The 24124-nt window shown below is 71.6% G+C and carries 15 protein-coding genes and 1 tRNA gene; 12 read left to right on the forward strand and 4 right to left on the reverse strand.

What is annotated here, in order from left to right; all coding sequences use genetic code 11:
• The first annotated feature begins 60 nt into the window (after window positions 1–60).
• Window positions 61–3537 (forward strand): UvrD-helicase domain-containing protein, encoded by a 3477-nt coding sequence (locus tag WFG93_RS04160; RefSeq protein ID WP_442928236.1) that lies wholly within the window; start codon window positions 61–63, stop codon window positions 3535–3537.
• Here the strand turns inward: WFG93_RS04160 and WFG93_RS04165 are convergent.
• Window positions 3483–4922, reverse strand: a complete 1440-nt coding sequence (locus tag WFG93_RS04165; RefSeq protein WP_336645074.1) for a phosphotransferase — start codon at window positions 4920–4922, stop codon at window positions 3483–3485. The two genes, WFG93_RS04160 and WFG93_RS04165, sit on opposite strands and share 55 nt — an antisense overlap.
• Window positions 4923–5069: 147 nt before the next feature.
• On the opposite strand from WFG93_RS04165, the gene nudC reads away from it, so the two are divergent.
• The gene (gene nudC / locus WFG93_RS04170) at window positions 5070–5948 is read left to right on the forward strand and encodes an NAD(+) diphosphatase (protein WP_336645075.1); all 879 of its coding nucleotides are present in this window, start codon (window positions 5070–5072) and stop codon (window positions 5946–5948) included.
• Window positions 5949–5955: 7 nt separating this feature from the next.
• Window positions 5956–7686 (forward strand): ATP-dependent helicase, encoded by a 1731-nt coding sequence (locus tag WFG93_RS04175; RefSeq protein WP_336645076.1) that lies wholly within the window; start codon window positions 5956–5958, stop codon window positions 7684–7686.
• Window positions 7687–8535: 849 nt separating this feature from the next.
• On the opposite strand, the gene WFG93_RS04180 is transcribed toward WFG93_RS04175, so the two are convergent.
• Window positions 8536–9933, reverse strand: a complete 1398-nt coding sequence (locus WFG93_RS04180) for a zinc-dependent metalloprotease (protein WP_336645077.1) — start codon at window positions 9931–9933, stop codon at window positions 8536–8538.
• 119 nt (window positions 9934–10052) lie between these two features.
• Here WFG93_RS04180 and WFG93_RS04185 point away from each other — a divergent pair, with 119 nt between their 5' ends.
• From WFG93_RS04185 to WFG93_RS04200, 4 genes are all read left to right on the forward strand, one after another.
• Window positions 10053–11144 (forward strand): YlbL family protein, encoded by a 1092-nt coding sequence (locus WFG93_RS04185; RefSeq protein ID WP_336645078.1) that lies wholly within the window; start codon window positions 10053–10055, stop codon window positions 11142–11144.
• 45 nt (window positions 11145–11189) lie between these two features.
• Window positions 11190–14093: a UPF0182 family membrane protein gene (locus tag WFG93_RS04190; RefSeq protein WP_336645079.1), complete on the forward strand. Its 2904-nt coding sequence runs from the start codon at window positions 11190–11192 to the stop codon at window positions 14091–14093.
• 92 nt (window positions 14094–14185) lie between these two features.
• A tRNA-Met gene (locus WFG93_RS04195) sits at window positions 14186–14259 on the forward strand.
• A 112-nt stretch (window positions 14260–14371) separates the two neighbouring features.
• Entirely contained in the window at window positions 14372–15175 is an 804-nt protein-coding gene (locus WFG93_RS04200) for a carbon-nitrogen hydrolase family protein (RefSeq protein WP_336645080.1), read from the forward strand.
• Between the two features lie 109 nt (window positions 15176–15284).
• Here the strand turns inward: WFG93_RS04200 and WFG93_RS04205 are convergent, their stop codons facing one another.
• A complete protein-coding gene (locus WFG93_RS04205; RefSeq protein WP_336645081.1) occupies window positions 15285–16484 on the reverse strand; it encodes an aminotransferase class I/II-fold pyridoxal phosphate-dependent enzyme in 1200 nt (399 codons plus the stop codon).
• A gap of 97 nt (window positions 16485–16581) precedes the next feature.
• Between WFG93_RS04205 and WFG93_RS04210 the strand changes: the two genes are divergently transcribed.
• From WFG93_RS04210 to WFG93_RS04220, 3 genes are all read left to right on the forward strand, one after another.
• Window positions 16582–17982: a S1C family serine protease gene (locus WFG93_RS04210; protein ID WP_336645082.1), complete on the forward strand. Its 1401-nt coding sequence runs from the start codon at window positions 16582–16584 to the stop codon at window positions 17980–17982.
• Between the two features lie 66 nt (window positions 17983–18048).
• A complete protein-coding gene (locus WFG93_RS04215) occupies window positions 18049–19302 on the forward strand; it encodes a CDP-glycerol glycerophosphotransferase family protein (RefSeq protein WP_336645083.1) in 1254 nt (417 codons plus the stop codon).
• Window positions 19299–20735 carry a CDP-glycerol glycerophosphotransferase family protein gene (locus WFG93_RS04220; RefSeq protein ID WP_336645084.1) on the forward strand — a complete coding sequence of 479 codons (1437 nt, stop codon included), beginning with the start codon at window positions 19299–19301 and terminating at the stop codon, window positions 20733–20735. The genes WFG93_RS04215 and WFG93_RS04220 overlap by 4 nt, the downstream gene beginning before the upstream one ends.
• 90 nt (window positions 20736–20825) lie before the next feature.
• On the opposite strand, the gene WFG93_RS04225 is transcribed toward WFG93_RS04220, so the two are convergent.
• The gene (locus WFG93_RS04225; RefSeq protein ID WP_336645689.1) at window positions 20826–21845 is read right to left on the reverse strand and encodes a glycosyltransferase family 2 protein; all 1020 of its coding nucleotides are present in this window, start codon (window positions 21843–21845) and stop codon (window positions 20826–20828) included.
• A gap of 168 nt (window positions 21846–22013) precedes the next feature.
• On the opposite strand from WFG93_RS04225, the gene WFG93_RS04230 reads away from it, so the two are divergent.
• Window positions 22014–23291 (forward strand): CDP-glycerol glycerophosphotransferase family protein, encoded by a 1278-nt coding sequence (locus WFG93_RS04230; protein ID WP_336645085.1) that lies wholly within the window; start codon window positions 22014–22016, stop codon window positions 23289–23291.
• Entirely contained in the window at window positions 23291–24088 is a 798-nt protein-coding gene (locus WFG93_RS04235) for a biotin--[acetyl-CoA-carboxylase] ligase (protein ID WP_336645086.1), read from the forward strand. Before WFG93_RS04230 ends, WFG93_RS04235 begins: the two co-directional genes overlap by 1 nt.
• The last annotated feature ends 36 nt before the right edge of the window (window positions 24089–24124 follow it).

Below are 24124 nucleotides of genomic sequence, written 5' to 3' on the forward strand. Positions count from 1 at the left end.
GCAACCGCCGCGACACCGTCCGTGGGGCTCTCGGCGCAGTCCTCGGCGCCGCTCTCCGCCGTGCCCGCGGCCGAGCTCTCCGCGCAGACCATCGCGCTCGCTCTGGGGCTGCCGGTGCCGACGGCCGCACAGCAGCGGGTCATCCAGGCGCCGCTCACGCCCGCACTGGTCGTCGCCGGCGCCGGCAGCGGCAAGACCGAGACGATGGCCGGTCGTGTCGTCTGGCTGGTCGCCAACGGGCATGTCCGCGCCGACGAGGTGCTCGGGCTCACCTTCACGCGGAAGGCGGCGGGCGAGCTCGCGGAGCGCGTCGGCGCGCGCCTGAACGCGATCGGCCACTTCAGCCGCCGGGGACTGCTGCCGCATCTCGCCGAGATCGTCGCCGGCGACCTGCTGCGCCGAGTGCAGGATGCCGCGCCCGGCGCCCAGCGCGAGACCGTCCGCACCCAGGTGCTGGACGAGCTCGCGGATCGGTACGACACCGGCTGGGACCCGCGCACGCCGCGTTCGGCGGAGGAACTGCTCGTACGGCCGCGCGTCTCGACGTACAACGCGTTCGCGGATGGCATCGTGCGCGAGCACGCGTCGCGCATCGGACGCGACCCGGAGGCGGCCATGCTCAGCCAGTCCGCGTCGTGGCTGATCGCGCGCGCGGTGGTGCTGCGCGCCGACATCCCCGACCTCGAGGAGATAGACCGCTCCCTGGGCGGTGTGATCGACGCGGTCCAGCGCCTCGCCGCCGAGACCCTCGACCACCGTGTCGACCTCGACGCCGTGGAGCGGATCGCGGCGGCGCAGGCGGTCGCGTTCGAGCCGTATCGCAGCAACCGCGACGTCGACACCGCGTTCCTCAATCTGCGCAGCGTCCCGGTGCTCGTGCGCCTGGTGCGCGACTACATGGCCGAGAAGGAGCGGCGCGGCGTGCTCGACTTCGCGGACCAGGTCGCCGGCGCCTTCGACATCGTGGAGACCGCTGCCGACGTGCGGGCCGAGCTGCGCGAGCAGCATCGCGTGGTCCTCCTCGACGAGTACCAGGACACCTCGGTGATCCAGACGCGCTTTCTCGCCGCGCTGTTCCGCGACAGCGCGGTGATGGCCGTCGGCGACCCGCACCAGTCCATCTACGGGTGGCGCGGCGCGAGCGCCGACAACCTCTACGCCTTCCGCCGGGAGTTCGCCCAGCAGGCGCCCGCCAGCACGTACAGCCTGATGACGAGCTGGCGCAACGACACGCGCATTCTGGACGTCGCCAATCAGGTGCTCGAGCCGCTGCAGCGACCCGGCCTCGATGTACCGGCGCTCGAGCCGCGTCCGGGAGCGGATGCCGGGCGCGTCGAGGTGGTCTACCCGCACACCGTCGACGACGAGGCGGAGCAGGTGGCGGAGTGGTTCGCGGCGCGCCGTGCCGAGCACGCCGCGGCCGCCGAGGCAAGCCAGAGCGGCGTGGCAGGCGGCATCCGCACCGCGGCCCCCGCACACACCGGGGCCATCCTGTTCCGCTCGAAGCGGCACATGCCGACCTTCGCCGCCGCGCTCGCACGTCGCGGCATCCCGCACCGCATCCTCGGACTCGGCGGTCTGCTGTCCACGCCCGAGGTCGTCGACGTCGTGTCGATGCTGCGCGTGCTGCACGACCCGACGGCCGGCTCCGCGCTCATCCGGCTGCTCACCGGTCCGCGCTTCGCGATCGGGGTGGCCGACATGGCGGCACTGTACGAGTTGGCCGCGACGCTCGCCGGCCGTGACGCGGCGCTGTCTCCGCTGCCCGAGGAGGTGCGCGAACGGCTGCGCTCCTCACGCGGAGCGGATGAGGCCACCTCCATCGTCGACGCCGTCGACTTCGTGCGCGCGTCGCCCGAGGACTACCGCCTTCTCCAGGCGCTGAGCGCGCAAGGGCGACGCCGGCTGCGTGAGGCGGGGGAGATCCTCGAGCGCCTGCGCCGGGCGGCGGGTCTGCCCATCCCGGAGCTGATCCGCCTGATCGAGCTCGAGCTGCGGCTCGACATCGAACTCGCCGCGAACGAGTCGCGCGGACCTGCGCGGGTCGCCGCGACGCAGCTGCGGGCGTTCGCCGACGAGGTGCGCGCCTTCCTCAGCGCCGACGATCGCGGGACGGTCGGAGCACTGCTCGCGTGGCTGGACAAGGCCGAGAGCACCGACGAGCTCATGCCCCGACCCGAGCCACCCGAGCCGGGGGTCGTGCAGCTGCTGACCGTCCACGGATCCAAGGGACTGGAATGGGACGCGGTCGCGGTCGTGCGCCTCGTCGACGGCGAGCTGCCCGGTCGGCCGCAGGACACCGCGGGGTGGTTCGGCTTCGGCGTCGTGCCGTTCGCGCTCCGCGGGGATCGCGACGCGCTGCCGGTGTTCCGCTGGGATCCGCAGGCGGAGATGGATGCCGCCGGCGAGGATCCCGGCAAGCGGCACAAGGCCGCGCTCGACGCGCTGGCCGCCGGGGTGACGAAGGTCTTTCCGCACGGAGGAGCGCTGCGACGTTTCAAGAACGAGTACCGCGAGCACCAGCAGCAGGAGGAGCGTCGTCTCGCCTACGTCGCGATCACCCGTGCCCGACGCGACCTGCTGCTCTCCGGCGCGCACTGGGCCGGGCAGAGCCGTCCGCGCACCGCGAGCCCGTACCTGCTCGACGCCCTCGACGTGCTCGGGCTCGATCCCATCGCCGGGGTCGATCCCGAGCAGAACCCGTACGAGGGGCCCGGGATGACGCGTGCCTGGCCGCTGGACCCGCTCGGCGATCGACGACAGCGCGTGCTCGGCGCGGCGGCCGTGGCACGGGCGGCCCTCGATGCGCCACCCGCGGCGCCGTCCGCCCAGCTGCAGCGACTGCTCGCCGAGCGCGCGCAACGGCAGCGCGGGATCGTGGGGGACGCCCCGACGCGCGTGCCCGCCTCCCGCTTCAAGGATTGGGTGACGGACTACCGTGGCACGCTGCGCGACCTGGGCCGCCCGATGCCGGAGCGGCCGTACACGCAGACCCGCATCGGCACGCTTTTCCACGCGTGGGTGGAGCACCGCTCCGGCCTCGTCGGCGCGCACTCCACGGCCGAGAGCGCGCTGTGGGAGAGCGACGAGGAGGCGACGGCTGACGTCGGCATGTCGGTCGACGCGGTCGCCGACGACGAGCGCGCGCTCGCCGCGCTGCGGGCCGCCTTCGAGCGCAGCGAATGGGCGGCGCTGCAGCCCATCGCGGTCGAGATCGAGATCGACTTCGCCTTCGCCGCCGGACACATCGTCATCTGCAAGCTCGATGCCGTCTACCGCCGCGACGACCGCGGCGGGCGCATCGAGATCGTGGACTGGAAGACCGGGCGAGCGCCGCGCACCGCGGCGGAGCGGGAGGAGCGGATGCTGCAGCTCGCCCTCTACCGCCTCGCGTACCACCGCCGCTTCGGTGTGCCGCTGGAGGACATCGACGTGGCGCTGTTCTATGTCGCCGACGACCTCGTCATCCGCGGCGACCGTGTCTACTCGGAGTCGGAGCTCGTCCAGCGCTGGAGCGCCGCCCGCGCGGCGCGCTGAGCCTCGGCCGCTGAATCCAGGTCGCTGGGCTGCGTGATCGCTCCGGTGCCGGCATCCGCGTCGCCGCTCGCCTCAGCGCGCAGCGTGCTCGACCCGCGCACGCCGCTGATCTCGCCGAGGTCCTGCGTCGGCTGATCCCAGGAGGCCGAGCCCGTGACGGTTGCCGCCGCGCCGCGCTCGCGTACCGGAACGGTCTCGGCTGCGGAGGGGGCCGGCGCCGCGGGCGCGTCGTCGCCGCCCCGGCTGTCCGAGCTGTCCCCGGTGGGCTCATCCGCGCTTGCCGTGCCGGCGCCCTCGCCGTCTGCGGCCGTGTCGTCCGCGTCGTCCGGCCAGAGGTCCTCGGGGCGGTACGCGTCGGTCTGCATCGACGTGTCGATCTCGCTCTCCGCCGTGTGGGGAGTGCGATCCAGCACGTCCAGTGCGGAATCCACGCCCCCGGCATAGGGGGCGACCACGCGCAGATCGTCACCGCGCAGGCCGTCGCTGAGCGATTCCAGCAGCGCGGCGGCGTCGGCGACGATGTCCGGACGGCGCAGTTCGTCGCCGTGCACGAGCCAGCGGGCGAAGTCCAGTTCGGCGTGCAGGCGGGCGCGTGCGCGCAGCGCGGCATCCGCAGCACGGGACGACGCGGCGGTGTACGCGGCGTGCACATCGGACGCGGCATCCGGCGCCGTGGAGAGCCAGCCGAGATCCTCGGCCGGATCGCCCACCGTCAGGCCGCGCCAGCCCAGCAGCCCGACCACCTGCGGTCCCTCGCGGGGGTCATCCTCGTACAGGAACGACAGTGCCTGCAGCCCGCCCAGGGTGACCGCCGTCTCGAAGCGCCACAGGCCGTCATCGGCCACCGCCTGACGCCAGCGACCGGTCAGGCGCGAGGGCACTCGGCCCGTCGCCGCGGCGCGATCGATCACCTGCTCGATCTCGGCGCGCACCGTGGCGGCATCGCGCGCTCCGAGGCCGGCCGCGCGCACGATCGACGGGGGCAGCGCGTGCACGGCGGCGATCGATGCGCCCACCGAGGCAGCGGCACCGCGGCCGGGCGGGAGGTGCGCCGCCTCGATCTGAAACCCGGGCAGAAGATCGGTGACCAGCGCCCGCGCCTCGCCGACGTGGGTCTCGCCCATGGCGGTCGGCGCGCGGAAGGGCAGCATCTCGCGCGCGCCCGCGGTCAGCGCACGCAGCGCGAGGGACTCCTCCGCGAGCTCCAGCGCCGCCGCATCGTCGTTCGCCACACGGATCACGACCTCGCTGCCGTCGGCCAGCGTGGCCACCGCGGAGTCGAACCTGCCGTCCCCGTCGGAGGTGAGGGCGCGGGCGCCGGTGACCTCCGCCCCGGGCAGTGCAGCCGTGACCGCCGCCACTAGAGTGAAAGGAGAGCGTGCCATGTTCTCCAGGGTAGGTCTGCCTCGCCGATGCGGTGTTCGCGCCACGCCCCTGCCGCCGGATACGTCGCGTGCAGAGGAAGACGTGGAGGGCCGGCCGAGGACAGTCGGACGCGCAGGCAGCCGGGACAGCAGAGAGCAGGAGGCCGCATGAGCACCGCGCCGAGGACCTTCGACCGGGCCGCAGAGCTGCGCGCCGAACCCGATGTGGTCGAACGGCTGCGCGCGGAGCCCGACACGCGGGTGGTCGTCGTGCGCGATCGCCGCCTGCGCGTGCAGGACGGCGTGGTCCGTCGCGTCGCCCCTGCCGAGGTGGGTGCCGCGGAGTGGGCGCTGCTGGGGCGGGATGCCGACGGTGCCGCTCTGCTCCTGGCATCCGCTCCTTCCGAGACCGACAGCATCGACGCCGCTCCGCAGGAGAGGTGGCTGGGGCTGCGCGAGGCCGGGGATCTCGATCCGTTCGAGGCGGAGATCTTCGTGACCGCGATCGCCGTCGCGGGCTGGCTGAGCGACGTGCGCCACTGCGCGGCATGCGGAGACCGGCTCGAGCTGCGCAACGGCGGCTGGTCGCGGCACTGCCCGGGCTGCGGCGCCGACCACTTCCCGCGCACCGATCCCGCCGTCATCGTCGCCGTGGAGAGCGCGGACGGCGAGAAGCTGCTGCTCGGCGCCAACGCGCGCTGGCGCGGCACGATGTACTCCTGCTTCGCCGGGTTCGTCGAGGCAGGCGAGTCGATGGAGGACACCGTGCACCGCGAGCTCGCCGAGGAGGCCGACGTGCGCCTGCGCGAGCTGCGCTACATCTCCTCGCAGCCGTGGCCGTACCCCCGCTCGCTGATGGTGGGATTCCGGGCCGTCGCGGCCGACGAGCGCGCGGTGGGCGACGGCGAGGAGATCATCGACGTGCGCTGGCTCACGCGAGCGGAGATCGGCACCGCGCTGGCCGGCGAGGGTCCGGTCGGTCTGCCCGGCCGCTCATCGATCGCGCGGCAGATGATCGAGCAGTGGTACGAGGAGCGTCCGGCGTGAGCGCGCTGTGAGCGCCCTCGACGCGCTCGACGAACGCCAGCGCGAGGCCGCGGCGGTGCTGCGCGGCCCCGTGGCCGTGCTCGCCGGCGCCGGCACCGGCAAGACCCGTGTGATCACGCACCGCATCGCGCACGGCGTCGACACCGGCGCGTACTCACCGCAGCGCGTCATGGCCGTGACCTTCACCGCGAAGGCTGCCGGCGAGCTGCGTGGGCGGCTGCGGTCGCTGGGGGTCGGGGGAGTGGCAGCGCGCACCTTCCACTCCGCGGCCCTGAAGCAGCTGAACTTCTTCTGGCCCACCCTCACCGGCGACTCCGCCCCCGGTCTCATCGACAACAAGGTGCGTCTGCTCGGCCAGGCCGCCGACGGCATGCGACTGCGCCCCAGCACGGCCACGCTGCGCGACATCGCCGCTGAGATCGAGTGGCGGAAGGTCTCGATGCTCTCGATCGAGCAGTACGCCGAGCAGGGGCGGCCGAGCACCGGCATCCGCCCCGATCAGCTTCTCGAGCTGCAGCGCGCCTACGAGACGCTGAAAGACGAGCGCCGCCAGCTCGACTTCGAGGATGTGCTGCTGGCCTGCGCCGGGATGCTCGAGGCCGAGAGCAGAGTCGCCGCCGCCGTGCACGAGCAGTACCGCCACTTCACCGTCGACGAGTACCAGGACGTCTCGCCGCTGCAGAACCGCCTGCTGGAGCTGTGGCTGGGCGACCGGCGCGACATCTGCGTGGTGGGCGATGCGAGCCAGACGATCTACTCCTTCGCCGGCGCCCAGCAGCGCTATCTGCTGGAGTTCGCGCACCGGCACAGCGACGCGACCGTGGTGCGCCTGGAGACCAACTACCGCTCGCGCGGCCCCATCCTCGAGGCCGCCAATGCGCTGATGCGCGGCCGTCCCGGCGCGCTGGCGCTCGTTCCGGCGGACGCCGACGCGCGGAGCGAGCCGGCCGAGGCGCCCACCGTGACCGCGTACGACAGCGAGAGCGATGAAGCGGCAGGGATCGCCGAGAGCATCGTGCGCCGCATCGCCGCCGGCGCCGCACCGTCGCACGTCGCCGTGCTGTACCGGGCGCACGCGCAGTCGGCCGCGCTGCAGCAGGCGCTCGCCGCGCGGGGAATCGCGACCAGCGTGCTGGGCGGCACTCGCTTCTTCGACATGCCCGAGGTGCGTCAGGCGGTGCTCGGCCTGCGGGGGGCCGCGGTCGCGCCCACGGATGCCGGCTTCCTGCCCACCGTGCGTGACGTGCTGCGCGGGCTGGGCCTGACCGATGAGCCGCCCCAGGCCGGCGGAGCGCAACGCGACGGCTGGGAGGCGCGGCGCGCGATCCTGCGTCTCGCGGAGGAGGCTCCCGCCGGGACCACCCTGCGGACCTTCGCGGACGATCTGATGGCCCGCGCGAAGGATCAGCACGAGCCCACCCTGCAGACCGTGACGCTGTCGACGCTGCACGCCGCGAAGGGCTTGGAATGGCCCCACGTGCTGCTGGCCGGCTGGGCGGAGGGCGCGCTGCCCATCTCTTACGCCGCGACGTTCGAGCAGATCGACGAGGAGCGTCGGCTGGCCTACGTCGGCATCACGCGCGCCGCGCGAACGCTGGCGGTGTCGTGGTCGCGGTCGGCGGGGCGAGGTGAGCGGGCGCCGTCGAGATTCCTCGCGGAGATCGGAACGACGAATCGAGGCACGGGCATTCTGCGTGAGGTCGGACCGAGCGCCAGGCGTGCCGCCCGCCGGGGCTGACGCGCACCATCAGACCGGCGTGCGGAGTGGGGGTGCGCAGGATGCGCGCCACGAGCGTCGCGGCGTGCGCGATGCGTGCGGCGCTGACGTCGACACGCGCCCCGACCAGCTGCGCGTGCAGCTGTGGCCACGCCGGATCCCGGGCGCACTCGTGCGCGTCGCGGCACGACAGACACGGTGTGCGCCCCGGCACCACCAGTGGGCCCACCAGCATGGCCTCCTGCTCGAAGCCGATCGGCAGATGCGGCACGTCCTCGCGCAGATACGGGGCGAGCTGCAGCGCGGCAGCAGCGCCGCCGATCATCACCACCGCAACCGCGTCGGCCGCACGGGGGTCGGTCATCGTGACACCCTCGTCGAGCAGTGATTGACGCAGCCGCTCCGGTGCGCGCCCGTCGCGCAGGTTCACCGCGTCGATCCAGACCGGCGGTGCCGGGGCGGTGTCGTCGATCAGCAGCGGCTGCAGCTGCGCGAGCAGGCGTCGGGCGGCTTCCCGCGGTGCGCCCACGCCGTGCGCGACGACGTCGAAGGCACTGCGTCGGATGCCGGCGCGCAGCCGCGCCATCAGTGGCTCGACCCAGTCGCCCTCGACGTGGATGCGCACCCGTCCCTCCAGACCGAACTGCACGGTCGACTCGTCGCGCCAGAGCAGGGGATAGCGCGGATCGAGTCGGGTGAGGACCGGCGGCATCATCGGGCTCATGCCCCGATTCTCATCCGTCCGATGCCGGCGCGGCGGTCGATCCCACGATCTGTGGAGCGATCCGCGCCGTCCGTCGTCTGTGCAGAACCAGTCGCACCCCGCGGCTCAGGCGCGAGTCAGACGCAGCGACCGGTCGCAGAGCGGTCTCAGACGGGGCGATCCCCCTCGGGACGCTCATCGCCGGACTCCTCGCCGCCGGACTCCTCGCCGCCGGAGTCCTCGTCGCCGAACTCCTCGCCGTCGAGCAGACGTGCCAGTGCCTCGTCGAGTTCGTCCGTCGCGGGCTGCTCACCGCGCTGCACGGCCTCGAGCCGGGCGATCAACGCAGAGGGGTCGTCGATGTCCGAGGCGAGCGGCATGATGTCCGGGTAGTCCCACAGTGCGTCGCGGGCGGCGACGCCGACGGCATCCGTCACCGCGCGCCACATCGCCGACGCCTCACGCAGACGCCGTGGCCGCAGCTTGAGCCCGACGAGCGCGCCCAGGGCGTCCTCGGCAGGACCGCCCACCGCGCGCCGCCGCCGCGCGGCCTCGGCCAGGCGCTCGCCGTCGGGCAGACGTGCGGTGGCCTGCTCGGTCACCACGTCCACCCAGCCGTCGATCGTCGCGATCAGGTTCTCCAGCCGCACCAGCGACTCGCGCTGCGACTCGGTCTGCGTCGGCAGCAGCGCACCGCCCTCGATGGCGGCGCGCAGCTCGGCCGGGTCGCTGGGGTCCAGGCGGGAGGCGAGGTCCTCCAGCGCCGCGAAGTCGACGGTCACGCCGCGGGCGTACTCGGTGATCTGCGACAGCACGTGCAGGTGCAGCCACTTGGCGTGCCGGTACAGGCGCGCGTAGGCCAGCTCGCGCACGGCCAGGTAGAGCGTGATCTGGTCTTCCGGCACCTCGAGACCTTCGCCGAAATCGGCGATGTTCTGCGGGATCAGCGCGGCGGTGCCGGCGGACAGCACCGGGATGCCGACGTCGCCGCCGGAGACCACCTCCAGCGAGAGCCGACCCAGCACCTGGCCGAACTGCGCGGCGAACAGGGAGGATCCCAGGCCCCGCATGAGCTGTCCGGCGCCCTGCACCATCTGCTGCATCTCCGGGGGCACCTGCGTCTCGAGCGCGCCGGTGAGCGCGTCGGCGATCGACGTCGCCACGGGGTCGGCGATCTCCTGCCACACCGGCAGCGTCTTCTCCACCCACTCGCCGCGCGTCATGGCCTGCGGGCTCGATGCGAGCTCGGAGATCGTGGTCGCCTCACCCAGCCACAGATTCGCCAGGCCGAAGGCATCCACGAGCGAGCTGCGCGCACCGCCCGCGATGCCCAGTCCGTCCCGGTTCGCGATGTGCAGCGCCTGCTGGCGCGCGCTCTGCCAAGGATCGGCGTTGAACATGCCCTGCAGCTGCGCCATGAATCCGGACATCTGCGCGGGATCCACCGGCATACCGGAGGCACCCGAGAGCGCGTCGCGCAGCGCCTCCGGGTCGATGCCGCCTCCGGACATCATGCGCCGGAGCATCTCCTCGAAGTCGGACGGATCCTGCTCGTCATCTGCCATGCGAATAGCCCTCTCAGCATGCCCGTAGCGTGTGCGCTCTACGCTAGTCACACGATCCTGTGCTCGCCCCCGATGCGCGCGGATCCCTGTACGCCGCTCGCGAACGCCCTGGAGGTCCCGTGTCATCACGCCCTAACACGGGCACGCGCACCGGCATCGTGGCGCTCAGCGTGTCGCTGGTGGCGCTGGTCGGATTGACCTTCGTGCCCACCCCGTACGTGATCCAGCGGCCGGGGCCCGTGTACGACACCCTCGGCTCAGCGCGCAGCGCCGACGGCGAGGCCGTGCCGCTGATCGAGGTGGACGGTGCGAAGTCGTATCCCACGGGCGGCGCACTGGATCTGACCACCGTGCAGGTGGTCGGCAACCGCGAGCGCACACCCACCTGGTTCGAGCTGGCGATGGCGTGGACCGACCCGACGCGGGCGGTCGTGCCGATCGATACGGTCTTTCCGCAGGGGGTGAGCTCCGAGCAGCGCGACGAGCGCAACGCCGCCCTGATGGTCGACTCGCAGCACGAGGCCACCGCCGCGGCCCTCACCGAGCTCGGCTACGACGTGGGCGCGACCGTGCGCGTGGTCGAGACGGTCGACGACAGTCCCGCGCAGGGGGAGCTGCGCGCCGACGACGTCATCACCGCCATCGACGGAACGCCCGTCGACTCCGCCACGCGCCTGCGCGACGCCATCCAGGACGCCGAGGGGGAGGAGGTGACGCTGACCGTGCGTCGCGACGACGCGGAGCGGACGGTGTCGATCACTCCCGAGAGGTCGACGGATGCCGCCGGCGCCACGGTCTGGCTGATCGGCATCGTGCTCACGACCGACTACGACTTCCCCGTGGACGTGCGCCTGCAGCTCGACAACGTCGGTGGCCCCAGTGCGGGGATGATGTTCGCGCTCGGGATCATCGACACGCTCACCCCGGGTGAGCTCAACGGCGGAAAGCAGGTCGCGGGTACCGGCACGATCGACGCCGCAGGCACCGTGGGGCCGATCGGCGGCATCCGTCAGAAGCTCTACGGTGCACGGGATGCGGGCGCGACCATCTTCCTGGCTCCCGCGGACAACTGCGACGAGGTTGTCGGCCACGTGCCCGACGGGCTGCAGGTGTTCCGCACCGGCACGCTGGAGGAGTCGCTCCACATCCTCGACGTCGTCGCCGACGGCGGTGACGTGCAGAGCCTGCCGACCTGCACCGCCGCTCGCTGAGCGCATCCGGGGCCGCGTCATAGGCAGCCTGCCTAGGATGGAACGGTGACCTCGACCTCAGCGCCGCAGCCGGCCACGCCCAGCACCTCACGTCGGATCCTCGGGATATCGGTGGCGATCATCGCCGCCGTCATCGCGGCGTTCTTCGTGTTCGCCTCCCTGTACACCGAGTTCCTCTGGTTCGACCAGCTCGACTTCGCGCGCGTGCTCACCACGCAGTGGATCGCGACCGCGACGATGTTCGTGATCGGCTTCCTCGGCATGGCGCTGCCGATCTTCCTGTGCATCCAGCTCGCGTACCGGCTGCGTCCGGTGTACGTGCGCCTGAGCTCGCAGCTGGACCGCTATCAGGAGGTCATCGAGCCGCTGCGGCGCCTGGCGATGTGGGGCATGCCCGTGTTCTTCGGCGTATTCGCCGGCTTCGCCGCGGCGGGCAACTGGAAGACCGCCTGGCTCTGGGCCAACGGCGTGAGCACCGACACTCTCGACCCGCAGTTCGGCGTCGACACCGGCTTCTACCTGTTCGCGATGCCGTTCTACTCGGCGCTGCTCGCGTTCGTGTCCGCGGTGCTGCTGCTGTGCCTGATCATCACCGCGCTCGTGTCGTACCTGTACGGCTCGGTGCGCATCGGCCAGCGCGAGCTGCGCATCTCCAAGCCCGCCCGCATCCAGCTCGCAGTGCTGGCCGGGGTCTACCTCGCGGTGCAGGCGGTCAGCCTGTGGCTGGATCGCTACCTCACCCTCGTCCAGCCCGAGGGCCGCATCACCGGTGCGGCATACACCGGCGTGAACGCCACGATTCCCGGACTTGCGATCCTGTCGATCATCGCCGCCGTGGTGGCCGTGCTGTTCCTCGTCACCGCGGTGATCGGGCGCTGGCGCTTCCCGCTGGCGGCGACCGCCCTGTTCGTCGTCGCGTCGCTCGTGGTCGGCATCGGCTACCCCTGGGTCGTCACCACCTTCCAGGTGAAGCCGAACGAGAACGCCTATCAGGCCGAGTTCTACGACCGCAGCATCGCCAGCACCAAGGAGGCGTACGGCGTCGCTGACATGGAGGTCACGCCCTTCACCGCCACCACCGACACGGCGCCCGGGCAGCTGCGCGCAGATGCTGAGACCACGGCATCCGTGCGCATCATGGATCCGGCCATCATCAGCCCGACCGTGCGCCAGCTGCAGCAGTACCGCTCCTATTACCAGTTCGCCCCAGAGCTGGACGTGGACCGCTACGAGATCGACGGCAAGTCGCAGGACACCGTGGTCTCGGTGCGCGACCTGGATCTCACCAAACTCGGCGGCGGCGACAGCTGGAACAACCGCGCCGCGGTCTACACGCACGGGTACGGACTGGTGGCCCTCGCCGGAAACCAGCGCACCGACGACGGCGAGCCGGTCTTCCTCGAGAGCGGCATCCCCACCTCCGGATTCCTCAGCAAGAGCGAGGACTTCCAGCCGCGCGTCTACTTCGGCGAGTCCTCACCGGAGTACTCCATCGTCGGCGCGCCCAAGGGCACCGATCCGGTCGAGATCGACTACCCGCGCGGTCAGGACGGCGCGAGCGACACGAAGACGACCTTCGAGGGCGACGGCGGGCCCCGCATCGGCAACACCTTCGTCAAGCTGCTGTACGCGATGAAGTTCCAGTCCGAGCAGATCCTCTTCTCGAATCTGGTGAACTCCGAGTCGCAGATCCTCTACGACCGCGACCCGAAGGTGCGCGTGCAGAAGGTGGCGCCCTACCTCACCCTCGACAACGACCCGTATCCCAGCGTGGTCGACGGCCGCATCGTGTGGATCGTCGACGGATTCACCACCAGCGCCAGCTACCCGTACTCGAAGACGGTGAGCCTGCGCGACGCGATCGCGGACTCGCGCACCCCGGCGTCGGTGGTCTCGTTCGACAACATCAACTACATCCGCAACTCGGTCAAGGCCACTGTCGACGCGTACGACGGCTCGGTGAAGCTGTATGCGTGGGACGACGAGGATCCGATCCTCAAGGCCTGGCAGAAGGTCTACCCCTCCACGATCGAGCCGATCAGCAAGATGTCCGCCGATCTGATGAGCCACGTGCGCTACCCGACCGACCTGTTCAAGGTGCAGCGCGACGTGCTCGGGGTGTACCACATCGACGACGCGCGCTCGTTCGCGCAGGAGGACAACCGCTGGCAGACGCCGGACGATCCGCGCGCGAAGGACCGCCTGCAGCCGCCGTACTACCTGTCGATGCAGATGCCAGGGCAGAACGAGCCGCGCTTCTCGATGTTCTCGACGTTCATCCCGGCGGCGCAGCAGGGCGAGAGCCGCGAGGTGCTCATGGGCTATCTGGCGGTGGATTCGGATGCCGGATCGACAGCGGGCAAGAAGGCCGAGGGCTACGGCAAGCTGCGGCTGCTCGAGATCGACACGAACACCACCGTGCCGGGCCCCGGTCAGGTGCAGAACACGTTCGACTCGGACACCGAGATCGCCAACAAGCTCAACGTGCTGACGCTGGGCAAGTCCGATGTGAAGTACGGCAACCTGCTCACCCTGCCGGTCGGTGGGGGTCTGCTTTACGTGCAGCCCGTGTTCGTGCAATCCTCCGAAGGCACCAAGCTGCCGAACCTCCGCAAGGTGCTCGTGGCCTTCGGCGACCGGGTCGCGTTCGAGGACACTCTGACCGAGGCGCTGGACGCGTTGTTCGGCGGTGACGCCGGCGCGGCCGCCGGCGACGAGGACGTGAAGCCCACCGATCCGGATCAGCCCACGAACCCCGACGAGGGCGGAACGCCAACGCCGCCGGCTGACGAGATGGCCAGCGCGCTCGAGAGCGCCCGTACCGCGCTCACTGCGCGCGAGGTCGCGCTCAAGGCCGGCGACCTCGAGAAGTTCGCCGCCGAGGACAAGAAGCTGACCGCCGCGATCGAGAGGCTGCTGGCCCTCGAGGACGCCGCCGCCAAGGGATGACGGCAGGCCGGCGGGGCGACACGCCCGTGATCACCCCGCCGGCCTCCTCGATTCGCCCTCGTCTGCGAGCCGTGTTAGGCTTTCAAATGTGCCGCGGGGTGGAGCAGTTCGGTAGCTCGCCGGGCTCATAACCCGGAGGTCGCAGGTTCAAATCCTGTCCCCGCAACAAGAAGAAGGCCCGGTCCGTGAGGACCGGGCCTTCTGCGTTTCCCGGCAGAGGTCGTCCGGGTGCCTGCTCGAGAGAGGCGGCGCGACCCGTGGTGGGGGAGGATGGCAGCATGACCGCCTCCACCGCGCTCGTCGCCGTCTGCCAGTTCGCGCCCACCGCCGACCGCGCGGACAACCGCGCGCGCGTCGCCGCGCTCGTCGCCGATGCCGCCGCGCGAGGGGCGCAACTGGTCGTGCTGCCCGAGTACGCGAACTACTTCGCGACGCCGATGGACGACACACTCGCTCGCAACGCCGAGACGCTGGACGGGCCGTTCGTCGGCGCGCTGCGCGAACTCGCGTCCGCGCACCGGCTCACCGTGGTCGCGGGTCTGATCGAGCAGGCCGCGGACGGCCGCGTGCACAACACCGTGGTCGCGGTGACGGATGCCGGTGTGCAGGCGATCTACCGCAAGCAGCACCTGTACGACGCGTTCGGGCAGCGGGAGTCCGACTGGATCGCCCCGGGAGCGCTCGGCGAGGCGGCGGTGTTCGAGGTGCAGGGGATGCGGTTCGGGCTGATGACCTGCTACGACCTGCGCTTCCCCGAAGTGGCGCGCACGCTCGCCGACGCCGGCGCCGACGCGCTGGTCGTGCCCGCGGAATGGGTGCGCGGCCCGCTGAAGGAGCACCACTGGAACACGCTGCTCGCCGCGCGCGCGATCGAGAACACCGCCTATGTGATCGCCGCCGACCACCCCGCGCCGATCGGAGTCGGGTACTCGCAGGTGATCGACCCGCAGGGCGTCGTCGTCGCGGGGGTCAGCGCGGGGGAGGGGGTCGCGGTGGCATCCGTCGATCCGGCGCTCGTCTCCCGCACGCGCGAGAGCAACCCGTCGCTGCGCCTGCGCCGCTACCGGGTCGCCCCGCGCTGAGGCGCGACATCCGCGACGCATTCCGGGGCCGACACGCCACGTGTCGGACGTTCCGGGCGAATCAGTCCGACATCTGGCGTGTCGACCCCCAAGCGGAACGGGACTCGGGTCAGCGCAGGGCGGTCAGCCGCCGGGCGGCCTCCTCGATGACCTCGATGCGCTTGCAAGCCGCGAAGCGCACCAGGCCGGAGTAGTAACTCTGGTTCTCGGGCGTCGCGAACGCGCTGAGCGGGATGGCCGCCACGCCTACGCGTTCCGGCAGGCTGCGGCAGAACGCGGCGGCGTCCGCGCCGCCCAGCGCGGTGGCATCTGCGACGGTGAAGTAGCCGCCGTCCGGCGCGAACACCTCGAACCCCGCGCTCTGCAGCGCCGTGCCCAGCACGCCGTGCTTGCGCAGCATCGCGGCTGCCGCGTCGACGAAGTAGGCATCCGGCAGGCGCAGCCCCACCGCGATGGCCGGCTGGAACGGCGCGCCGTTGACGTAGGTGAGGTACTGCTTGACGGTCAGCACGGCGGTGATCAGCTCCGCCGGACCGTGCACCCACCCGATCTTCCACCCCGTGGTCGAGAACGTCTTGCCGGCTGAGGAGATGGCCAGCGTGCGCCCGGCCGCGCCGGGCAGGGTCGCGATCGGCACGTGCGGGCGACGGAACGAGAGGTGCTCGTACACCTCGTCGGTGACGATCACGGCGTCATGCCGGTCGGCGAGGCGCACCACCTCTGCCTGCACGTGCGGTGAGAACACCGCCCCGGTGGGATTGTGCGGGTCGTTCACCAGGATGACGCGCGTGCGATCGGTCACCGCGGCGGCCAGCCCGTCGAGATCCGGCTGGAAGTCAGGCCGACGCAGCGGCACGGTGCGCAGCCGTGCTCCGGCGAGGGCGACGGCCGCCGCGTACGAGTCGTAGTACGGCTCGAAGACGACCACCTCGTCGTCTGGCCCGTCGATGAGCGCGAGCAGCGTCGCGGTGAGCGCCTCGGTCGCACCCGCGGTGACGAGCACCTCGGTGTCGGGGTCGACGGTGAGACCGTAAAAGCGCCGCTGATGCTCACTGATCGCCGCACGCAGATCGGGGATGCCGCGCCCGGGCGGGTACTGGTTGATGCCCTGCGCGATGGCGTCCCGCGCCGCCTCGAGCACCTCGGCCGGGCCGTCCTCGTCAGGAAAGCCCTGGCCCAGGTTCACCGAGTCCGTGCGCGCGGCCGCGGCCGACATCTCGGCGAAGATGGTGGGCGCGACTTCACCGTCCGGGGAGAGCAGCCCCGCCCCTTTTGCTGTGCGCCGCCAGGCGCCGGGAATGACATCCATGCAGAACAGGCTAAGACCATAGGTGAATTTCATCCTCGGCATAAGAAACGCACAGACTGGGTTGTCACTCTGATAGGGCGTTGTGAAGGAGCAGAAGATGAATGACGACAACAACCCCGGTCAGCCCTCGAACCCCGAGGCTGCGTACGTCGGTCCCACTCCGACGACGCCGCCGGCACACGGCCACCACATCCCCCCGACCTTCGGCTCGCCGCAGGCCACCTGGCAGCCGCCGCAGGCGCCGCACCTCCCGCAGGATCCCGCCTCAGCACCGCAGTCCGCACAGCCCGGCGCGAAGCGCGGAGGGGCACCGGTCAAGGTGGCGGGCCTCATCCTCGCGGCCGCCCTCGTCGGCGGGACCGCCGGCTTCGGCGGCAGCATGATCGGAGACGCGGTCCTCGACCGGCCCGCCTCGCAGTCCGCCGTCGGCCCGCAGAGCGTGACGGTCAACAACCCCGGCTCGGTCAACGAGACGACCGCGATCGCCAGCGAAGTGCTGCCCTCGGTGGTCACCATCGAGGTCGCCGGCTCCAACGAGTCCGGCAGCGGCTCGGGCGTGGTGCTCGACAAGGAGGGCCATGTGCTCACCAACACGCACGTGGTCACGCTCGGCGGAGCGGTCGCAGACCCCACCATCCGCGTGACGACCGCCGACGGGCGCATCTACGAGGCCAGCGTCGTCGGCACCGACCCGATCTACGACCTCGCGGTCATCAAGCTGAAGGACCCGAAGGATCTCACTCCCATCGAGTTCGCCGACTCGGCGAAGCTCAATGTCGGCGACACCGCCGTCGCGGTGGGTGCGCCCCTGGGCCTGTCGAACTCGGTGACCACGGGTATCGTCAGCGCACTCAACCGCAGCATCCAGGTCGCCTCCTCGGCGCTGCCCGACAACGGCGCCCCCCAGCCCGATCAGGGCGAGGGCGGCAGCGGCAGCAACCCGTTCCAGTTCGACATCCCCGGAATGGGCAGCCAGCAGGCCAAGCAGTCCATCTCGATCGCCGTGGTGCAGACGGACGCCGCCATCAACCCCGGCAACTCCGGTGGCGCACTCGTGGACAGCAAGGGGCGGCTGATCGGCGTCAACGTCGCCATCGCCACCGCCGGCGGATCCTCGTCCGGCGGCGAGGCCGGATCCATCGGCCTCGGCTTCGCGATCCCGTCGAACATCGCCCAGCGCGTCGCCGACGAGATCATCCAGGACGGCACGGCCACGCACGGACTGCTCGGCGCCACCGTGCGCGACGCGAGCAGCGTGCAGAACGCTACCGTCGCCGGTGCCGTGATCGACACCCCCACCTCGGGTGGGGCGGCCGCGAAGGCCGGTCTGAAGCGCGGCGACATCGTCACCGAGTTCAACGGCGTGCCGATCACCAGCGCCAGCGACCTGACGGCCCAGGTGCGGGCCGCAGCCGCAGGCAGCGACGCCGAGCTCAGCTACGTGCGTGGCGGCAAGACCTACACCGCGGAGGTCACCCTGGGCGAGCTGCAGCTCTGAATCCCGCGTGTGCGCACCGCTCGTTCGCACACCGAGAAGGACGCCACCGCGCGATAGGCTCGCGAGGTGGCGTCCTTCTCTTTCGGCACCGGAAACGCGGCGAAGCTACTGCGCATCCCTCTGTACGCCGCCGGGCGCCTCGCCGCTCTCGTCGTACCACGCGGTGACACGTGGGTGTTCGGCTGCGGCGCCGGCGTCGGAGACGGCGCGCTCGCCCTGTACCGGGTCGCGCAGGAGGCCGGTCACATCGTGCTGTGGCTGACGCGCGGCCCGCGGGATGCCGTGGACGCGGCGGCACTCGGTATTCGCACTGTTCCCCGCGACGGGGTGCGCGGATGGTGGCGCACGCAGCGAGCCGGAGTGCTCGTGGTCACGCACGGCCTGGGCGACGTCAACCGCTACGGCAGCGACGGCGCCTTCGTCGTGCAGCTGTGGCACGGCATCCCGCTCAAGCGCATCGGGCTGGACTCCCCGGTCACCGCGCAGGTGCCGGAGGCGCTGCCCGCCGCAGCGCTGCTGCGTCGGATGCTCACCGTGCTGTACCGTCGCGCCGCGCAGCGCATCCGGGTGCTGCCCGCCGCCTCGCACCGCTCCCGCGGGCGACTGGAATCTGCCTTCGCGCTCGGAGACGATCGCGTGGTCGTCACGGGCGAGCCGCGTGTGGACGCGCTCTCCACCGGTACCGCCGAGCAACGGCGCGCCGAAGGAGCCGCGCTGCTCACCCGCACCGGCCCGCTGCTGCCGGCCCAGCGCGTCCTGCTGTACGCGCCGACCTGGCGCGACGGAGGTGCGGATCCAGCCGTGCCCAGCGCCGACGAATGGGTGCGCATCGTGCGGCTGCTCGAGAAGCACGACGCGATCCTGTTCGTGCGCTCGCATCCCCTCGGCGAGGGAGCGTACGCGCCGCCCTGGTCGAGTGGACGGGTGCGGATGCTGAACGCCGAGCTCCTGCCCGATGTGACACCCGCGCTGGCGCGGGTGGACGTGCTGATCACCGACTACTCGTCGATGGCGTACGACGTGGGCCTGCTCGCCATGCCCGTCGTCTACCTCGCGCCCGACGCCGAGCAGTACGCACTCGAGCGCGGCTTCTACGGGCAGTACTCCGACGTCGCCGGTGACGACTACGCCCGCGACTGGGACGAGGCGCTCGCGCAGATCGACTCCGTGCTCGCCGACGACGCCGCCCGCGCCGAGCGCGCCCGGCGCTCGGCGCAGCTCAGCGCGCACATGCACGCGCACCGCGACGGCGGCAACGCCCGCCGTGTCTACCAGGCCATCCGCGCGCGGGGCGTCCCCGCGCCGAAGGGAGCACGATGACCACCGCTCGTATCGATGAGCAGGCCCAGACGCTGATCGTGTCGGGGACGGGCCCGCGTCCCGCCTCTGCCTCCCTCGAGGGGCCGCGCGCCCGCACTGGCGCCCGCATCACCGGCGGCGGCAGGACCTGGAAGGCGACACTGCCGCTGCGGGTGTCGCGCTGGGGCGGGGCCGTGCTGCCGCTGCCCGCGGGTGTGTACGAGCTCGCCGTCGATGGCATCGATGTCGACGGGCTGGAGATCCCGCCGACGCTGACACCCGGGCTGCGCATCGAGGTGCACGGCGCACGCGTGATCATCGCGGCCCCCATCGCCCCCATCCACGAGACTCCCGTCGGCCTGCGCACGCTCGAGCAGCGCTACGCCTCGCAGATCGGCGCCGGCGAGAACGCGGTGTTCTTCGAGAGTTTCTACGGACAGACCGCCGGCTGCAACCCCCGAGCGATCGACCGGGTGCTCGCCGAGCGCGCGCCGGCCGTGACCCGCTACTGGAGCGTGACCGATCTCTCGGTGGAGGTGCCCGAGGGCGCCATCGCCGTGGTCGAGGGTGGTCCGGACTGGTGGCGCGCTCGCGCGGAGTCGCGCCTGCTCATCGTGAACGACTGGCTGCGGCGGCGCTTCGTGCGCAAGCCCGGGCAGATCGTGCTGCAGACCTGGCACGGCACTCCCCTCAAGCGCCTCGCCCTGCACCGGCCCGGCTTCGACCCGCGCCGGATGGCGGCGGTGATCAAGGAATCGCGCCGCTGGGATGTGCTGCTCGCGCAGAACACGTACGCCGCCCGCGTGCTCAAGAAGGCCTACGCCTTCTTCGGCAGGCCGATCTGGACCGAGGGCTATCCGCGCAACGACGTGCTGGTCTCCGGGGATCCGGCACCGGTGCGCTCGGCGCTCGGCATCCGACCCGAAGAGCGGGTGGTGCTGTACGCGCCCACGTGGCGCGACGACCGCGACCAGATGGTCGATTTCGTCGACCCGCAGCGACTGGCCGAGCAGACCGACTCGGTCGTGCTCGTGCGCGGCCACTCCCGCACGATCAAGCCCGGGCGCGATCAGTCCGGTGCGCGGGTCATCGATGTGACCGGCTACCCGGAGACGGCGCGGCTGCTGCTGATCGCCGACGTGCTCATCACCGACTACTCCTCGGTGATGTTCGATTTCAGCGTCACCGGCCGGCCGATGTTCTTCCTCGTGCCCGACCTCGAGCACTACCGCGGGGAGCTGCGCGGGTTCTACTTCGACCTCGACGCACGCGCGCCCGGGCCGCTCGTGCACAGCCAGGACGAGCTGGTAGCGGCCATGGCCGATCCCGGTGTGGCTGAAGCGTACCGGCAGCGTTACACGGCCTGGCAGGCGCAGTTCAACCGGCGAGACGACGGCGAGGCCGCCGACCGCGTCGTCTCGCGCATCCTCGACCAGGGATGGCTCACCGCGTAGCCGGCCGTGCCTGTCGAAGGGTGGTCCCTGAGCCTGTCGAAGGGTGGTCCCTGAGCCTGTCGAAGGGTGGTCCCTGAGCCTGTCGAAGGGTCAGGGCAGCGGCGTGTTGCGCGAATCCAGCCGCGACGCGTCGACCGTGTCGTGCGCGCCGCGCAGCGCACCGGTGAGGAATCCGACACCCCACGCGTAGTGCATCGTGGGCAGCACCGCCATGGTCCACAGTCGCTGGCGCGCGCCTCCTGGGCTTGCCAGTCCCACCCCGACGACCAGCGCCGCATAGGCGATGAGCGGCACGTGGACCACCGCGGCGAACAGGGCGGCCACGCCGCGCAGCAGCCCGCTCAGCTGCAGCACGCCGACCAGCATCGACAACCCGGTGACGACGACCAGTGCCGGGGGAGCGAAGAAGCGCAGCCCGTTGCGTCGGCCGAAGCGCCGTACCAGCTCGCCGCGCCAGGCGCCGGTCGCCCGGAACTGCCGCGCCAGGCGGGACCAGCTCTCCCGCGGCCAGTAGGTCACCGACAGCGACGGATCGAACCAGACCAGATGGCCGGACTGGCGGATGCGCAGATTCAGCTCCCAGTCCTCGCCGCGGCGGATGCTCTCGTCGAACAGCCCGACCTGCTCGATCACCTCCCGGCGCATCACCCCCAGGTAGGCCGACTCCGCCTCGCCCTCGCGGTCGCTGCCGTGGTAGGCGCCGCCGCCGAGTCCCACCGGCGAGTTGTACAGCCGGGCGACGGCGCGCTGGAAGGGGGTGCGCCCGTCGGCGCTCATCACGCCGCCGACATTAGCGGCACCGGTGCGCCGCAGTGTCTCCAGCGCTCGCCGCGCGTATCCCGGCGCGAGCTCGGAGTGCGCGTCGACGCGGATGATGACGGGATACCTGCTCGCGCGGATCGCCGCGTTCAGCCCCACCGGGATATGCGCGGCCGGGTTGTCGACGAGGCGCACCCGCTCGTCGTCGGCTGCCAGCCGTTGCGCGAGCTCGGTGGTGCCGTCGGTGGAGGGTCCGAGCGCGAGCACCAGCTCGGTGGGACCGTCGACATCCTGGTCCAGCACTGAGCGCACGGCGTGTTCGAGGTAGTCGTGCTCGTTGAGCACGGGCATCACGAACGAGACGCCGACGGAGGTGATGCTGCGGTCTTCGGGCACGTGTCGATCATGTCACGGGGCGCATGGCGGCGGCTCCCAGCGACGCCTCCAGGTGCCAGCGCAACGCCTCGATGCGCCACCACGTCACCGAGGAGACGTCGACCCGCGCGGTATTCTGAAGGGATGGGCGTCGTCTCCGATGGCAACAAGGCATACCGGCTGCTGCGCAAGGCTCTCACTTCCCGCGCGGCCGTGCAGCGGGTGCGGCGACGACTGGCCGCGCAGGGCCCGCACCCTCAGCGGCACTACCGGATCGCGGTGTACTTCGCCGATGGTGCGGTCAACATGTACCAGATGCGCCAGTGGTACCGGCCCCTCGAGGTCCTCGCGCACCGGTGGCCGGTCGTCGTGCTCGCGCGCAGCGCCACCGGCGCGGAGAAGCTGATCGAGGAGGACAGCCCGCCGGTCGCCTTCGTGCCCACGGTGCGCGACCTCGAGAGCTTCCTCGCCACGCAGGACATTCGCATCGTGCTGTACGTGAACCAGAACACGCGCAACTTCCAGATGTTCCGTTACGGGCGGCGCTGGCACGTGTTCATCAACCACGGCGAGTCCGACAAGATGTACATGACCACCAACCAGTACAAGGCCTACGACTACGCGCTGGTGGCAGGGCAGGCCGCGCGCGAGCGCCTCAGCCGCACGCTCTGGGACTACGACATCGACCGACGCACCATCGAGATCGGTCGACCGCAGGCCGATCACTACTCCGGCACGCTGCCCTACACCCCCGACGATCGGATGGTCGTGCTCTACGCGCCGACCTGGGAAGGCGATCGCCCGTCCGCGCACTACGGCTCCATCGCCAGCCACGGCGAGACCCTCATGCGGGGTCTGCTCGCCACCGGCCGCCACCGCGTCATCTACCGTCCGCACCCGCGCAGCGGGGTGGTCAGCCAGGAGTACGGCGCCGCGCACCGGCGCATCCTCGCCGCACTGGCCACCGCCAACGAACGCGACCCGGGCGCGCAGCACGTGCACGACGACGGCCCCGAGCTCGGATGGCAGCTCGCGGCGGCCGACGTGGCGATCGTCGACATCTCCGCGATGGTCTACGACCGTCTCGCCGCCGGCAGGCCGCTGCTGATCACCCGCCCCGCCGATGAGCGCGCCGTCATCGACACCGCCGGGTACCTGTCGGCCTGTGAATGGCTCACCACATCCGGCGCGGCGGACATCGCCGCCGAGGTGGAGCGCGTCGCGCGCGACGAGGAGGCCGTCGCCCGCCTGCAGAAGTGGGTGCAGCACTACTTCGGCGACACCGCGCACGGAGCGGCGACGGCGAAGTTCCACGCTGCCATAGAGCAGCTCATGCTGGCCTGGGACGAGTGGGACGCGCGCGACACGGGACCCGGCGATGTCGACGTCGAGGACGCCGAGGTCGACGAGGACGAGGACTGATGCGGCTGCCCTGCGCGGAGCGGGTCGCCGGTCGACTCGTCGTGCTGCCCACGTGCGGATCGACGAACGCCGAGCTGCGCGCCCTGGCTGCAGTCACCTCCGCGCCCGGTCCGGACGCGCCGGCGGAACCTCTGCCGCATCTCACTGTGCTCGTCACCGACGCGCAGACCGCCGGCCGCGGCAGGCTGGATCGGCAGTGGACGACTCCGCCGGGGTCGGCGCTCGCGATCTCGGTGCTGCTGCGCGAGCTGCCCGCCGATCCCGACCTGTGGGGATGGCTGCCGCTCGCCGCCGGTGCCGCGATGACGGATGCCGTCGCCGCGCAGCTGCCTGGATGCGAAGTCGGCCTGAAATGGCCGAACGACGTGCTCGTCGACGGCCGCAAGATCTGCGGCATCCTCGCCGAGGTGCTGCCCGAGGGCGCGGTGATCGTGGGCAGCGGCGTCAACACCGCGATGACCGCGGCCGAGCTGCCGGTGCCGACTGCGACGTCCTTCGCCATGCTCGGTGTCGCGGTAAACGCCGACGCGCTGCTCGCGGAGTACCTCATCGGCCTGCGCGCGCGGATCGTCGCGCTGAGCAGGGACGGAGACGCCATGGCATCCGGGCTGCACGACGCCGTCGCGGCACGCTGCCTCACGCTCGGGCGGCCGGTGCAGGTCAGCCTGCCCGACGGGGAGCTGCTGCACGGCCGGGCGGTGCGGCTCGAGACCGACGGCCGGCTCACCATCGCGACCGACGACGGGCAGCAGCGGACGGTGGCGTCTGGCGACGTCGTGCACGCGCGCCTGACCTGAACCCTGCGCCCGACATGCGCGGCGGGCCTGCCGTGC

The organism is Microbacterium sp. USHLN186 (genome assembly GCF_037145155.1).
Taxonomy (GTDB): domain Bacteria; phylum Actinomycetota; class Actinomycetes; order Actinomycetales; family Microbacteriaceae; genus Microbacterium.

Excerpts from the sequence above, each read along its gene's own strand:
- WFG93_RS04165 (WP_336645074.1), bottom strand. The coding sequence starts at position 4,922 with ATGGCACGCTCTCCTTTCACTCTAGTGGCGGCGGTCACGGCTGCACTG.
- nudC (WP_336645075.1), top strand. The coding sequence starts at position 5,070 with ATGAGCACCGCGCCGAGGACCTTCGACCGGGCCGCAGAGCTGCGCGCC.
- WFG93_RS04180 (WP_336645077.1), bottom strand. The coding sequence starts at position 9,933 with ATGGCAGATGACGAGCAGGATCCGTCCGACTTCGAGGAGATGCTCCGG.
- WFG93_RS04200 (WP_336645080.1), top strand. The coding sequence starts at position 14,372 with ATGACCGCCTCCACCGCGCTCGTCGCCGTCTGCCAGTTCGCGCCCACC.
- WFG93_RS04205 (WP_336645081.1), bottom strand. The coding sequence starts at position 16,484 with ATGGATGTCATTCCCGGCGCCTGGCGGCGCACAGCAAAAGGGGCGGGG.
- WFG93_RS04210 (WP_336645082.1), top strand. The coding sequence starts at position 16,582 with ATGAATGACGACAACAACCCCGGTCAGCCCTCGAACCCCGAGGCTGCG.
- WFG93_RS04220 (WP_336645084.1), top strand. The coding sequence starts at position 19,299 with ATGACCACCGCTCGTATCGATGAGCAGGCCCAGACGCTGATCGTGTCG.
- WFG93_RS04225 (WP_336645689.1), bottom strand. The coding sequence starts at position 21,845 with ATGCCCGTGCTCAACGAGCACGACTACCTCGAACACGCCGTGCGCTCA.
- WFG93_RS04230 (WP_336645085.1), top strand. The coding sequence starts at position 22,014 with ATGGGCGTCGTCTCCGATGGCAACAAGGCATACCGGCTGCTGCGCAAG.
- WFG93_RS04235 (WP_336645086.1), top strand. The coding sequence starts at position 23,291 with ATGCGGCTGCCCTGCGCGGAGCGGGTCGCCGGTCGACTCGTCGTGCTG.